Source organism: Methylocella tundrae (assembly GCF_901905185.1).
GTDB lineage: Bacteria > Pseudomonadota > Alphaproteobacteria > Rhizobiales > Beijerinckiaceae > Methylocapsa > Methylocapsa tundrae.
Genome location: NZ_CABFMQ020000035.1, coordinates 99,987 through 113,258 on the forward strand (window position 1 = coordinate 99,987; position 13,272 = coordinate 113,258).

Here is a 13,272-nt window from a genome sequence, read left to right on the forward strand (position 1 = left end):
TGCGGGTGCGATGCAAAGGATCAGCACGCAAACAAGTTATTAAGGGACGCGAAACAATGGCTGAACGCATACTGAAGTCTGCTCTGTTGGGCGCCGCCCTGATCGTTTCGGCTTTGCCGGGCGGGGCATGGGCGCACGGGCCGACGCGCCAGAAGGTTACCGAAACAGTTGAGGTCAACGCGCCGCCGGCGAAGGTGTGGGCGGTCATCGGCAATTTTCAGGATATGAGCTGGCTTCCTGTCGTCAAGGCGACGACCGGCGAAGGCGGCAATACCCCGGGCACGGCGAAGCGTCACATCGACCTCGGCGGCGGCGCCTCCATCGACGAGGAACTGACCAAATATGACGCCGACAAATACAGCTATTCCTATTACGTCCCGAAAATCGACGTGAAGGTCCTGCCGGTCAATAATTATTCATCGACGATTGATGTGCGGCCGAGCGACGATGGCAAGACGAGCACCGTCGAATGGCACGGCGCCTTCTATCGCGGCTATCCCAACAATGATCCGCCGCCGGACCTCAACGACGAAGCTGCGATCAAGGCCGTCTCCGACCTCTACAAGAGCGGCCTCGCGGCCCTCAAGACGAAAATCGATTCGGCCAAATAGGCGTGTTTTCGATGCGCCGCGCGGCGCTGGTCGCGTTCGCCGTGCTGGGCGTCTTTCTGCGCCACGGCCCGGCGACGGCCGACGAAGCTTTCATCACGGAGCAGAATGGCGACGGGCTGAGCGTGCTCGACCTTTCGACGCATAAGGTCGCGGCGCATATTTCGGTTGGCGGCAAACCGGCCGGAATAGCCATGTCGCGCGACGGCAAAACGGCGTTCGTCACCAGCACCGAGGGCAAATTCGTTTCTGTGATCGACGCGGCCTCCCGCGCGATCAGGGCGAAAATCGACGTGCCTGATACGCCGCTCGGCATCGCCGTCGATCCGACCGGCGCCTTCATCTATGTTGCGGGATTCTATCTCCCGCGCATTTATAAGATCGACGTTGCCGCGCGGGCGATCGTCGCCACCGCCAGCGTCGGAAAATCGCCCTCCGGCGTCGCGGTGTCGCCGGACGGCGCCTTGATCGTCGTCGCGGACCGAGACGACGACGCCATCTCGATCATCGACGCCAAGAGCTTCAACGCCATCGCCACCGTCAAAGTAGGCGCTCATCCTTTTGGCGTCACAATCGACGCCGCCGGCGCGCGCGTCTATACGGCCAATGTCGAAAGCAACGATGTTTCGATCGTCGACCTTCAGGCGCGAAAACTGATCGGCACGGCGCCAGCCGGAAAGCGGCCCTATGTCGTCGCTCTCGCCGACGGGCGCGGCTTCACCAGCGACCAATATGGCGGCACTGTCTCGGCCTTCGATCTCGAAACTTTGAAGTCCGTCGGGCGCGTTTCGGTAGGTGAATATCCCGATGGGCTGCAAGCCAGTTCCGACGGGCGGACGGTCTATGTCGTGAACTGGTTTTCCAATGACGTTTTCGCGATCGACGCGCAAACGCTGAAGGTCACGGCCGAAATGCAGGTCGGCGACGGTCCGCGCGGGTTCGGAACGTTTTTGCGCAAAACGCCGTGATGGAAATCCGGAAGCGCGCAGCGGCCGGTTCTTACCGCCTGCTGCCCATCTCGGCGCGGCGCTGGTATTCGTGCCGCGCGTCTGTTGCGACGGAACGGCCATGAAAGAGCGATGGCGCGGCGACAGGGCCGAGTGAGCCGTTGGGGCTGACGGACCCAGCCGCGATTGGACTGCCCCAAGGGTAACCACTTTCCCGCGCGCTGGCGCTGGCGCCGCCGGCGAGGCACAGCCCAAAGAGCGCGCCAGCGAGAACGGTCTTCGAAATCATGTTCATTCTGATAACTCCTATCAGTGCAACTCCTCCCCTCTATCCACGCCATTTGGCGCCCGATGAACGCTTTTTGGCGCTTTTGGGTTTCATATGTTTCAAGCGGCTGCAGCCACGCATCTGCGAACGTAAATTGCGAAGCCGAGAGTGAGGACGCCAAGGCCTCCGAGCAAGAACGGTTCGGACAGGCCGACGGCCCTGCTTTGCAACGCGGCTGTCGCTGCGACGCCTGCGACAATCAAGCTGGAATTGAGCACATTGACGCCGGCGACGATTCTTGACCGCCAAGCGGCGGGGGCGTCGGCCTGAATCGCGGTGAACAGGGGCACGACGAAAAGACCGCCCGCGCAGGCGAGCCCCGCGACGTCGAAGGACACGCGCAGTCCCGCCGCCGAGGTGAAGAACGCCTCGAGCCCGATCGTTGCGCGCGCGGTGGGAAGTCTTGAGGTCGAGACGCCGAGATCGATAAGGAACAGCCCCATGCCGATCGCGGCGAAGAGAACCGGACGCAATAGGATGCGGCCCTTCGCGATCAGCGCCGCCGCCATCGAGCCGATTCCTATGCCGATTGCGAAGAGGGCGCTGACGGCGGTTTCGACGCCGATGCCGCCGCCGGTCCTGTCGCGGATGACGACCGGCGTCAGGGATAGCGCCACCGCGCCCGTCATCCAGAACCACGAAACCGCGACGCTGCGGCTCCACAGCTGACGCTCTCGCCTGACCTCGCGCAAAAGCGCGCCAGTCGAGACGAGAATATTGGGCGTGATGCGAAGGCCCGGCGCCGCGCGGCTTGTCGCTGGAATGAAAAGACTGAAACCCCAGCAGGCGAGGGCGATGAGCAGAAGCTGCAGCGTGACGCTTTCGGACGAGCGCGCCGCGGAGAGACCTCCCGCGATAAGCCCGAGCAGGATGGCGGCGAAGGTCGCCGCCTCCACCAGAGCGTTCGCGGCGATAAGCTCCTCGGTCTTCAGGAGATCCGGCAGGATGGCGTATTTGAGGGGGCCAAACAGCGCGGCGATGACGCCAAGGCCGAACAGCGCCGTATAAAGCAGCGGCAGGGACGCGAGCCACAGCCCTGCCGCCGCGACAAGCTGAACCCCAATTTCGGCGGCCTTCAAGATGCGCGCGAGACGTCCCTTATCCTGCGCGTCCGCCATCTCGCCGCCGAGCCCCGACAGCAGGAGCGATGGCAGCACAAATATGCCGACCGCGAGCGTCACCAGCACGCCCGCTCCCTGCTCGCCAAGCCTGAACAGGATGAGCATCGCGAGCATGTTGCGCACGAAATTGTCATTGAATGCGGAAAAAAACTGGCACCAGAACAAAGGCGCAAAGCGCCGGCTGCGCATTAGGGCCGCCAGCGTCGCGATGGCGGCGCGGGGGGACGCGGCGGACATCGGCGCCTTCATTCTGCCGGCTCGGCGTGGCCGACGATCCGGATGATCGTTTTGAAGGCGGCGCGGACTTTGCGCTCCAGCGCATCGACCTGGTCATGCACCTCGTCGACGGAAAGCGCCGGATCGACGCGACAGTGATAATTCACCACGAGTCCCGACGGCGTGCGCCGTACGCGAACATTGTGGATGTCGCGCAGCTCGGCGCCCTGGTCATGCGCTTTTTTGATCAGGGCCTCCTCGATGTCCGCCCTGACCTTCGGCTCCGCGTCATGGCCTGGAAGCTGGCGCGGCTCCAAAGGCTCGATATGGCTCTCGACCTCGATGCCGGAGCCGAGTTCCTTGCTGATCTCGTTTTCGAGCCCGGAAGCGATCTCATGGGCGTTCCGATGCGGCATGCGGCCGTCGAGTTCGACATCGAAGCTGATCGACGCCCGCCCGTCGATTTCCTGAATAGTGACGTGATGCACCGGCAGATGGCGTTTGGCGGCGATGAGAAGAATGCGCTCGATGATGGTTTCGCTGTCGATGGCGATCGGTTGCGTCGAGATGGTGACGGCGACTTCCGGATGCCGGGCTTTGATCGCCGCCGCGACATTCGCCTTGATCGTCGCCATTGTCTCGAGAGACAGCGTGCGGGCGACTGTGATCTCTATATCGCCGATCACCTGCGGTCCGGCGGGCCGCAGCCGGACCTTCTCGATCCTGATCACGCCGGGAACCGACGCGGCTATGGCCCACACTTTTTCGGTCAAACCCTTCGGCGCGGCGTCGACCAGCGTGTCGATCGTGCGGCGGCCGATCTTATAGCCGGCGACGGCGACAAAGGCGGCGACCCCCAGCGCGGCGATGGCGTCGCCTTGCGGGAAACCGAAGCGCGCCGCGACGAGACCGCCGATGGCCAGCAGCGACGCAATGATGTCGCTCGAAAAATGCAGCGCGTCCGCCGCGAGCGCCTCGCTTTTTGTCGCCTTCGAGATTTTGCTCAGGCTGCGCCAGCGGATCAGATCCACCACGATCGAGGCCATCAGCACCGCGAAAACGATATAGCCCGCCCTGATTTCGACGTCGTGACTATAAAGCCGCCGCACCGCTTCCACCAGGATGAAGGCCGAAAGCGCGAAGAGGAATCCGGTTTCGATCAAGGCGGCCAAAGCTTCGACCTTGGCGTGGCCATATTGGTGCTCATCGTCGGCGGGCTTGTGGGCGATGCGGATTGCGAAATAGGTGAGCGCCGTTGTCGCGACGTCGGCGAGATTGTGTCCCGCCTCGGAGAGCACGGCGAGCGAGCCCGATAAGAGGCCGGCGATCAGCTTGGCGATCGTCATCGCCGCGCTGACAGCGATCGACGCGAGCGCGGCGCCTTCCTTTAGTCTCTGATCGGCCTTTTCGACGTTCACGCTGTCGCTCATCGGAACAGCTTCCTTCGTCCGCCGCGCTGCGGCAGCTTGCCCGGGGCGGCAGGCGACGCGCTTCGTGCTATAGGCTCGCCAGTTCGACGGAGCGTCGCGGGCCGCGACCGGGCAGCGGCGGAAAGGGAGAATTGAACATGGAATATCTTCATACGATGGTTCGAATCTCGGATCTTGAGAAGTCGCTTGAATTCTATACCGACAAGCTCGGCCTTGTTGAAATCAAGCGTGTGGAAAGCGAAGCTGGCCGCTACACGCTGATTTATCTGGCGGCGCCCGGCGATGCGGTTCGCGCCAAAGAATCGCAAGCTCCGCTGATCGAACTGACATATAATTGGGATAGCGAGGTCTATACCGGCGGCCGCAATTTCGGCCATCTGGCGTTCGCCGTCGATGATATTTATGCGACCTGCGACAGGCTGATGAAAGCGGGCGTCACGATCAACAGACCGCCAAGGGACGGCCACATGGCCTTTATTCGCTCGCCCGACGCCATCTCGATCGAACTGTTGCAGAAAGGCGGCGCGCTGCCGAAACAGGAGCCCTGGGCCTCGATGGCCAATACAGGGGCGTGGTAGCTTTGAGCGCCGCTCCCCGGTCTTTGCTATCGGGCGAACTGGCAAGGCTGGCGCCGCCTCGGACCTCGGCCTATTTTCTCGATGTCGACGGCACTTTGCTCGAGATCAGGCCGCGGCCCGAGGATGTCGCGGCTGACGCGTTTTTGCGCACGCTGCTGCAGGACGTCGCCGGGCGAGCCGGGGCGGCTCTGGCGCTGGTCAGCGGCCGCAAGATCGACGACCTCGACCGCATCTTCGAGCCGCTGGTTTTGCCCGCCGCCGGATTGCATGGCGCGGAGATCCGTTTCGTCGACGGCAGCCGGATTTTTGCGCACAGCGGCGTCATGGACGCCGCGCGGCCGAAGCTGCGCGCGTTTGCCGAGCTTCATCCCGGCCTGAGGCTCGAAGACAAGGGCGCGACCCTTGCCCTGCATTTTCGTCAGCGGCCGGAACTTGCGGATGAGGTTTTGACGATGCTTGAATCTGTCGCAGACAGTCCAGGGCTCGCCGTGCAGCCGGGCAAGATGGTGGCTGAACTGAAGCAGTCGGACCACACCAAAGCGACGGCCGTCGAAGCTCTGCTGGCGAGCGCGCCTTTCGCCGGGCGAACGCCCGTTTTCATCGGCGACGATCTGACCGATGAGAGCGGCTTCGTTTTTGTCAATGCGCGGGGCGGAATTTCGATTCGCGTCGGAGCGGCTCGGACGATGACCGCCGCGCAGTTCCGGGTTGGCGAGCCGGCGGAACTGCGCGCTGAACTGGAGGCGCTGAAAGGATAGTCCTGGCGAGTGTCAGGACGCCAGAAAACAGGCGCCGCCGGGCGATGGGCCGAACGGCGTCAGAGGCGCCTCAATAGCGAGCAGAAACGGGCGCTCCGCAAATCCAGGTTTCTTCGAGCCGCGGACCGTCCGGCGTCTCCACGGGATGAACGTCGAAACATTCCGCCGGCGGCCGGTGGTATACGTAACCATAAGGATAGGGACGGCCCCAGAAACCCAAGGTGTCGTCCGTGCCCAATGAATTCGCGTGGCCGGCGGCTGGAAGGGCCAGCGCCGCGATGCCGAGCCCCAGGATGGAAAAGATAAGCTTAGCTGGCGCCATTGGGCGAAACCTTATCTCGAACAGACCTTGAATTTTTACTCTACCAATATCCCATAATCCGCGTCATCAAGCAAGCCAATAGCCCAGCTTGACGAGGCGCGCGATTTGCGGCTGCGCAGCATATAATCATTCCGCCCGTAAATATGCCTATCGCGATTGCGATTGGAGCGGGGCCAAAGGCAATGGCTTGAGCTTCGCCGCGGTGGCCGGCGGGACCAAGCGAGCCTCCCGACGCGAGGCCCCGAGGAGGATTTCTCCGCGCGGGGGCAAAGTTAAATCATTTTCACGCCACGAAACTATCTGGCGCCGCAATTGCTTTAATCTCCTTGTTTCGATGGCAGGTCCCCAACTCAAGCGACGCCGCTTCATCCTTTGGCCTTTGGCTGGGCGATGAGCGGCGTCTTTTTTATTGGCCATGCGATTCTCGAGCGGCCGCGCGGAACGCTGCAAAACGACAGGCGTCTGCGCGCTCTGAGAATCAGCTTCGAGAAGGCCACGGGAGAGGGCAACGGCCCGGCGGGGGAATCGCTGGTCGGCGTCCGCAAAAACCGCGCTTTGCGAGCCTCGGCCTGAGCCGCCCTACGCAACCGGATTGATCCCTTGAGTTTTTCGTCAGTCAGTGTATGATGTCCATCATCATATTTAGGCTGCCTTAACAAGGTCTGCGGATCAGGCATGAAAACGACGCGAGGCGCCGGCGATGGCGATTGAACGCCGCCCCCCAAGGCTCCGTCTCTCAGCATCGATTCCGAGAGCGGACTCAGACTCGCGGCGGGGGCGACAAAGGGAACGGCTCGCCGTCGAGAAAGGCGCGAATGTCGGCGACAGTGTCGGAATAGAAGGTGCGGTAGGCGCTATCGGACACGTAGCCGATGTGAGGGGTCGCGAGCACATTATCGAGCGAGCGGAAAGGATGCAGAGGGCTCAAAGGCTCGACGTCGAATACGTCGATCGCGGCGCCGGCGATTTTGCGAGCCCGCAGCGCGTCGATGAGCGCGGCTTCGTCGACGATCGGTCCGCGCGAAGTGTTGACGAGTCGCGCGGTCGGCTTCATCAGAGCGAGCTCGCGCGCGCCGACCAGGCCTCGCGTCCGGCCGCTGAGAACAAGATGGATGGTGAGGATGTCGGCCTGACTGAAGACTTGGTCCTTCGCGACGAATTCAGCGCCTGCCGCCGCCGCGTTTTCCGCCGTCATGTTCTGGCTCCAGGCGATGATTTTCATGCCGAACGCAGCGCCGATGCGCGCCACCTCCGCGCCTATATTGCCAAGTCCGAGAATGGCGAGGGTCCTGCCGCGCAGGTGAGCGCCGATCGAGCGTTGCCAGCCGCCAGAGCGCAGCGAAGCATTCTCGGACGCGATGTGGCGCGCGCTTGCGAGGATCATGGCCCATGTGAATTCAATTGTCGCATCGGACGAGTAGCCAGTGCGCGCAACCGGAATGCCCCGCTCAGTGGCGGCGGCGACGTCGATCGAAGCATTGCGTCGGCCAGTGGAGACGATCAGCTTAAGCTGGGGAAGCTTTTCAAGGATTGCGCGCGGCAAAGGCGTGCGCTCGCGCATGACGCAGATAATGTCGAAGGGCAGCAGGCGCGCGACCAGCGCCTCGGGGTCCTCGATGTGGTCATTAAAGACAGTCACGATTGCGCGGCCCTGAAGCTGCGACCAGTCGGCCATGTCCAGCGCGACATTCTGATAGTCATCCAGAATGGCGATATCGACGGGCTCGGGGATCGCATTCATGTCGCATCTCATTCGTCTTGGTCGAGCGTCGATGCGCTATCGTCAAATGACGTCCGACGCGCGCTCAGCATAGGCGCGAGTTCCGCACTCGGCTACGGCAAAAGGAGCATCGGATGCAAGACCAGAGCACGCTGATCCATCTTGAATATCTGAGCGGGCGCACGTTCGACGAGGTCGTCACGGCGTTCGAGGACGCAACTGGCGTCGTCACCAACGATCAGTTTCGCGACGCCGTGGCCGCATCCGCAGGCAACGCTGATGACTTCATCAAGCGCATGCACGCTTTTGAGGGGCCAAGCGGTTTCATGCGATTCCTTGACATCGATCACAGCGCCTGGATGAAGGCACTCGCCATCCGCGGGCGAGCGAGGCTTTATATCCTCGGCAATCCGCTCATCGCTGCGACGATGGTTCGCTATGATCTTGGCGCGGCGCTGAACGTGCCCGTACGCGCTCTGATCCTCGAAGATCCGGCGACGGACCGCACGAGGCTTATCTATGATCTTCCCTCGTCGTTGATGGAGCGGCTTCGCAACGATGACGTCCATGCCGCCGCCCTCAAGCTCGACGAAAAGCTCGCGGCTCTGGCCGAACTCGCAACCGGCGCGCAGCCTTAGATCGGCGCCGCGATTTATAAATCAGAACGGTTCTTTGAATGGCCTGAGGTCGAGTTCATGCGTCCACGCGCTTTTTGGCTGGCGATGCAAAGCCCAAAAGCTATCGGCGATTGCATCGGCGTCGAGCAGGCCGTCCTCGCCTTTGGCGCGAACGAAATCGGGGAAGGCGCTGCGCGCGTATTCGCCGCTGATAACCCCGTCTATCACGAGATGGGCGACATGGATTCCTTGTGGGCCGAACTCGCGGGCAAAACCCTGCGCCACCGCCCGCAACGCCGCTTTGGCGGATGCGAAGGCGGTGAAAGGCGGCCGCGCCCGCAAGGACGCTGTCGCGCCCGTAAAGACAATCGTGCCTTGTTTCTGCGGAAGCATTTTTCCCACGGCTTCGCGGCCAACCAGAAATCCGCCGAGCGCATTCTGCCGCCACATCGCTTCGAAAACGATCGCATCGGTCTGCAGAAGCGGAGTCATCGCATTGCCGCCGACATTATAGGCGACGAGCCGGAGGTCGCCTTCGGCTGCGGCTAGGTCGAAGAGGGCGATGACATCTTCTTCTCGTGTCGCATCGCTTTGGCAGGGCAGGGCGCGGCCGCCGCTGTCCATGATCGTCGCTGCGACGGCCTCGAGGCGTTTTGCGGTTCGTCCCGCGAGAATGACGCGCAATCCTTCTTTGGCGAAGCGGCGCGCGAGCGCCGCGCCAAGGCCCTTTTCTGAGCCGACGCCAACCACCACCGCAGTGCCGGATTCTGTCGCGCCCATGTCAATCGGCCGACTGAATTTCATTTGGCTGTTGCGCGATGGCGGATCTTCGCTTGCGTATCACACGAGCCGGATTGCCGCCATAGACGGTCCATGGCTCCAGGGATTTGAAGGCGACGCCTCGGGCGCCGAGAACCGCGCCTTCTCCAACGGTCACGCCAGGACCGACGAACGCATCGGATGCGACCCACGCATATCGGCAGATGCGGATTGGCCGCGTATAGAGCTGGAAAGTCGGGCTGTCGATATCGTGCGTTCCCGACACCAGGTGACTATATTGGGAGACGCTCGCATAATCTTCCAAGGTGACCTTGCCTTGGCAATAACAATTGACGTTCCAGCCAATGGTCGAATGGTCGCCCATTTCCAGATTTGACGGAAGCCAGACCTTAACGCTGCCGTAAATGCGGGCGCCACGACCGATCTTTGCCCCGAAGGCGCGCAGGAGAAAGCGCCGCCAGCCATGCAGCGGAGGCGGCGTCCATGACGCCAGCAGCAGCCAGGTCAAATTCCACACCGCGCGGATGATCCGGTTTTTGAGCGAGAAGCTTGGACCGCCATGTAAAGCATTGGCTTTAGAAGCTTCGAGTGGTTCCAACATCCAGCGCCTCGCTGCTATCTCGTTCAGCTATCATCATCGCTGAGGGAAATTATGCCTCCTCGAAGCATATCTCAATTTTAGGTTAGAGAGCACAGCGCGCAATCTTCCAGGAAAGTTCTTGCAGGCGATGTGCGACGAGATTTTGCCGCTTCGTCGGGCTCGTTCGAAGGCTAGCATCGTCAGGCATCGAATGGTAGCTGTTGGCTCAACCAGCGAGGGCGAAGGCGCGTCCCCTCAACAAGCTGCGACGATTTGCCCGCCTCGCCGCCCTCTGCTTTGTCGCCTCATTTGGCGTTGCGAATTCACGCGTTCCCAACTTCGCATGGAGCCGGGGCTCGAGGCGTTCCCTCATCGACGAGTTCATCGAGGATGGCGTTGAGATTTGCGCGGAAATTTGCATCCAGATAGTTCCGCCGGACCTTCTGCAGACCATTTTCGCCCATCGCTTTTGCAAGCTCGGGTTGCGTCAGCAGTCGGTGCAGCCGGTCCGCGATCATCGACACATCGTCTGGGTCAACGACGAAACCGTCGACGCCGTCCGACACGACTTCACTTGACGCCCCTTCCGAACTGCAAATGACCGGGAGGCCGCGCAACCAGGCCTCGAGATAGACAATCCCAAACCCCTCCTTCGAGGAGGGCATGGCGAAAACCGTCGCCCGTGCATAGGCGGCGTTCAACTCCTCGTCCTCGACTTGTCCGAGAAACGTGACCTTGTCGAAGACGCCGAGATCTTTTGCGAGTGTTTCGAGTTCGGCTCGCAGCTTCCCGTCTCCAACGATCTCGAACCTCAGGGACGGTATAAGATCCTTGAGCTTGGCGATGGCTCGGATCACCTGATCGACGTTTTTTTTGCGATCGCGCGCGCTGAGCCTGGAAACGCAAAGAATCGTGGCCCCCTCGAGCTTCCGCGGGCCTGGCGGTTCCGGAAGGAGGTCGACCGCGTTGGGAAGAAGCCGGAATTTGCCGGCGGGGATCTTAAAAACCCGCGACATGGTGGCGCCGGTAAATGCGCTGACGGAGGCGACTCGCGTTACGGCGGGCAAGAACCAGGGGTCGAAGTAATGCCAGTTCGGCAGTTGCGGCCGCGTCCACACCTCTATGCCATGGACAAACATGAGAATCGGAAGTTTTGGCCGCAACAGCCGCACGACTGGCGCGATAATAGCCAGTCTGACATGGCATAAAATGAGTATGTCCGCCTCTCGCGCGCCGCGCCAAACGGCCTTCGACAGGAAAATCAGGCTATCCTTGACGGGGATGAACTCGATTCCGGGGATCGGCGTGATCGACGCGGGCTCATCTCCAGAAAGGAGCGCTGCCGGGTTCGGTTGCCCTCGCAGCTGCGCCCTCTCGGCGAGGGCCTGGAACGCCCGGCGATTGAAATTCTGCAATCCGCCTATTTTCGAATAGGTTTGCAGGGCGCAAATAACGATCCGTTCGGGCTTACCTGAACTCGTCAAAACACGATCCATCTATGGCCCGGATAGTCGGTCGAAAGGCGGAACGCCCAAAAAGCGTCCAAGGCGTCAACATCCATCTCATCTCGCATTTTTCCAGTGAACGATGCGTTTTCGCCGCCGATCCCTTCCTGCTCCGGAATAGTCCTCTCAGGGGGCGCCCGGTCAAGGCTCGAATGGGTCGATTTGGAAATAATTGAGGGCTATGGTCCGGCCGACCGAGGAATAAGCCTCCTCTCATCAAGGCTCAAGACGCGGGTCGTGGGCGTTAAGCGGATCGTCGCGGGGCAGCAACGAGGGTCGCCGTCTTTTTTAAGTGGGAATGGCGGCGTGAGCCGGAAATGGCCAGCCCTACGCTCCGCGGCGCAATGCAACGATCTGGATGACTTGATTTCGAGGCTCCGTCGCTCGATCTCGATCGAATGCGCGACAAGGAAGCGCGGGGCGCAGCGGAGGCGGCGCTGGGGGCGCCGCCAAGAAATCAGCTGGCTTTGGAAAAATTGGCCGCCTCTTCCGATCCGGCGGTTGCGTTGCCGGCGCTATAGGAATGTGCCCCAGCCCCTGCCAGTTTGCCGCCGTCGACGATCAGATATTCGTCGCGGATCGGCCTTCCCTCAAACCAGCATTCGAGAATTTCCCGCGTGCCGGCCGCGTAGCGCGTCTGGGCCGAGAGCGAGGAGCCCGAGATATGCGGGGTCATGCCATGATGGGGCATGCTGCGCCAGGGATGATCCTTAGGCGCTGGCTGCGGGAACCAGACGTCGCCGGCATAGCCCGCGAGCCGGCCGCTTTCGAGCGCCCGGACAATCGCGTCGCGGTCGCAGATTTTTCCGCGCGCGGTATTCACGAGATAGGCGCCGCGCTTCATCTTGGCCAAGAGCGCGTCGTTGAAGAGATGCTCGGTTTCAGGGTGCAGCGGTGCGTTGATGGTGACGACGTCGCAGACCTTCGCCATGTCTTCGACCGTCGGATGCCAGATCAGTCCAAGCTCCTTCTCGGTCGCCTCGGGCAGGCGATGCCGGTCGTAATAATGAAGATGCATGTCGAAGGGCCTCAGGCGGCGCAGCACCGCAAGACCGATGCGGCCGGCCGCCACGGTGCCGACATGCATGCCCTCGACGTCATAAGAACGCTCGACGCAATCGGCGATGTTCCAGCCGCCCTTCACCACCCATTGATAGGACGGAATGTAGTTGCGCACGAGCCCGAGGATCATCATCACGACGTGTTCGGCGACGCTGATCGAGTTGCAGTAGGTGACCTCCGCCACTGTAATCTTGCGATCGATCGCCGCCTGCAGGTCAACGTGGTCGGAGCCGATGCCGGCGGTGATCGCCAGTTTCAGCTTCGGCGCCTTGGCGATGCGCTCGGCGGTCAGATAGGCCGGCCAGAACGGCTGCGAAATGACGATCTCGGTGTCCGGCAGCTCACGCTCCAGCACGGAATCGGGGCCGTCTTTGCTCGAGGTGACGATGAAAGTGTGGCCGAGGGATTCGAGATATTTGCGAAGGCCAAGCTCGCCCGTGACGCTTCCGAGCAGCGCGCCCGGCTGGAAATCGATCGCCTTTGGCGTCGGCAAAGTCTGCCCGTCGGGGTAGTGATCAATGTGCGGCAGATCATCGCGCGCATAGGATTTTGGATATCCATCGACCGGATCATCATAGAGAACGCAAACGATTTTTGCCATATTTTCCTCCTTTGAGCTGAAAGCAAAAGAGAAAACGCCCTCGCTGCCAGGCATTTTCACCTAAAGCAGCGCATATTTCCAAGCAGACAAGACCACTGA

General features: G+C 61.6%; 15 protein-coding genes. 6 read left to right on the top strand and 9 right to left on the bottom strand.

Annotation, left to right across the window (positions count from 1 at the left end):
* Window positions 1–56: 56 nt before the first annotated feature.
* Both MPC4_RS04625 and MPC4_RS04630 read left to right on the top strand, forming a co-directional pair.
* Entirely contained in the window at window positions 57–611 is a 555-nt protein-coding gene (locus tag MPC4_RS04625) for an SRPBCC family protein (protein WP_134486156.1), read from the top strand.
* 11 nt (window positions 612–622) lie between these two features.
* Complete coding sequence (locus MPC4_RS04630) at window positions 623–1,576, top strand: YVTN family beta-propeller repeat protein (RefSeq protein WP_174511487.1); 954 nt, start codon at window positions 623–625, stop codon at window positions 1,574–1,576.
* A gap of 31 nt (window positions 1,577–1,607) precedes the next feature.
* Here the strand turns inward: MPC4_RS04630 and MPC4_RS04635 are convergent, their stop codons facing one another.
* The 3 genes from MPC4_RS04635 to MPC4_RS04645 all read right to left on the bottom strand — a co-directional run bounded on the left by MPC4_RS04635 (window position 1,608) and on the right by MPC4_RS04645 (window position 4,650).
* Window positions 1,608–1,850 carry a hypothetical protein gene (locus MPC4_RS04635; RefSeq protein WP_174511488.1) on the bottom strand — a complete coding sequence of 81 codons (243 nt, stop codon included), beginning with the start codon at window positions 1,848–1,850 and terminating at the stop codon, window positions 1,608–1,610.
* Window positions 1,851–1,942: 92 nt separating this feature from the next.
* A complete protein-coding gene (locus MPC4_RS04640; RefSeq protein WP_174511489.1) occupies window positions 1,943–3,241 on the bottom strand; it encodes an MFS transporter in 1,299 nt (432 codons plus the stop codon).
* A gap of 8 nt (window positions 3,242–3,249) precedes the next feature.
* Complete coding sequence (locus MPC4_RS04645; protein WP_174511490.1) at window positions 3,250–4,650, bottom strand: cation diffusion facilitator family transporter; 1,401 nt, start codon at window positions 4,648–4,650, stop codon at window positions 3,250–3,252.
* 137 nt (window positions 4,651–4,787) lie between these two features.
* Here MPC4_RS04645 and MPC4_RS04650 point away from each other — a divergent pair, with 137 nt between their 5' ends.
* Both MPC4_RS04650 and otsB read left to right on the top strand, forming a co-directional pair.
* The gene (locus MPC4_RS04650) at window positions 4,788–5,228 is read left to right on the top strand and encodes a VOC family protein (protein WP_174511491.1); all 441 of its coding nucleotides are present in this window, start codon (window positions 4,788–4,790) and stop codon (window positions 5,226–5,228) included.
* Window positions 5,222–5,986: a trehalose-phosphatase gene (gene otsB / locus MPC4_RS04655; protein WP_174511492.1), complete on the top strand. Its 765-nt coding sequence runs from the start codon at window positions 5,222–5,224 to the stop codon at window positions 5,984–5,986. Before MPC4_RS04650 ends, otsB begins: the two co-directional genes overlap by 7 nt.
* Window positions 5,987–6,056: 70 nt before the next feature.
* Here otsB and MPC4_RS04660 read toward each other — a convergent pair whose 3' ends face one another.
* Window positions 6,057–6,308 (bottom strand): hypothetical protein, encoded by a 252-nt coding sequence (locus MPC4_RS04660; protein WP_174511493.1) that lies wholly within the window; start codon window positions 6,306–6,308, stop codon window positions 6,057–6,059.
* Between the two features lie 390 nt (window positions 6,309–6,698).
* Here MPC4_RS04660 and MPC4_RS04665 point away from each other — a divergent pair, with 390 nt between their 5' ends.
* Window positions 6,699–6,881, top strand: a complete 183-nt coding sequence (locus MPC4_RS04665) for a hypothetical protein (protein ID WP_174511494.1) — start codon at window positions 6,699–6,701, stop codon at window positions 6,879–6,881.
* A gap of 187 nt (window positions 6,882–7,068) precedes the next feature.
* Here MPC4_RS04665 and MPC4_RS04670 read toward each other — a convergent pair whose 3' ends face one another.
* Complete coding sequence (locus tag MPC4_RS04670; protein ID WP_174511495.1) at window positions 7,069–8,049, bottom strand: D-2-hydroxyacid dehydrogenase family protein; 981 nt, start codon at window positions 8,047–8,049, stop codon at window positions 7,069–7,071.
* Window positions 8,050–8,162: 113 nt separating this feature from the next.
* Here MPC4_RS04670 and MPC4_RS04675 point away from each other — a divergent pair, with 113 nt between their 5' ends.
* On the top strand, window positions 8,163–8,666 hold the full coding sequence (locus MPC4_RS04675; RefSeq protein WP_174511496.1) for a DUF302 domain-containing protein: 504 nt from the start codon (window positions 8,163–8,165) through the stop codon (window positions 8,664–8,666).
* Between the two features lie 21 nt (window positions 8,667–8,687).
* On the opposite strand, the gene MPC4_RS04680 is transcribed toward MPC4_RS04675, so the two are convergent.
* The 4 genes from MPC4_RS04680 to MPC4_RS04695 all read right to left on the bottom strand — a co-directional run bounded on the left by MPC4_RS04680 (window position 8,688) and on the right by MPC4_RS04695 (window position 13,173).
* The gene (locus MPC4_RS04680; RefSeq protein ID WP_174511497.1) at window positions 8,688–9,425 is read right to left on the bottom strand and encodes an SDR family NAD(P)-dependent oxidoreductase; all 738 of its coding nucleotides are present in this window, start codon (window positions 9,423–9,425) and stop codon (window positions 8,688–8,690) included.
* A gap of 1 nt (window position 9,426) precedes the next feature.
* Window positions 9,427–10,026, bottom strand: a complete 600-nt coding sequence (locus MPC4_RS04685) for an LbetaH domain-containing protein (protein ID WP_174511498.1) — start codon at window positions 10,024–10,026, stop codon at window positions 9,427–9,429.
* 302 nt (window positions 10,027–10,328) lie between these two features.
* Complete coding sequence (locus MPC4_RS04690; RefSeq protein WP_174511499.1) at window positions 10,329–11,489, bottom strand: glycosyltransferase family 4 protein; 1,161 nt, start codon at window positions 11,487–11,489, stop codon at window positions 10,329–10,331.
* 478 nt (window positions 11,490–11,967) lie between these two features.
* The gene (locus MPC4_RS04695; RefSeq protein ID WP_174511500.1) at window positions 11,968–13,173 is read right to left on the bottom strand and encodes an NAD-dependent formate dehydrogenase; all 1,206 of its coding nucleotides are present in this window, start codon (window positions 13,171–13,173) and stop codon (window positions 11,968–11,970) included.
* Window positions 13,174–13,272 lie beyond the last annotated feature (99 nt).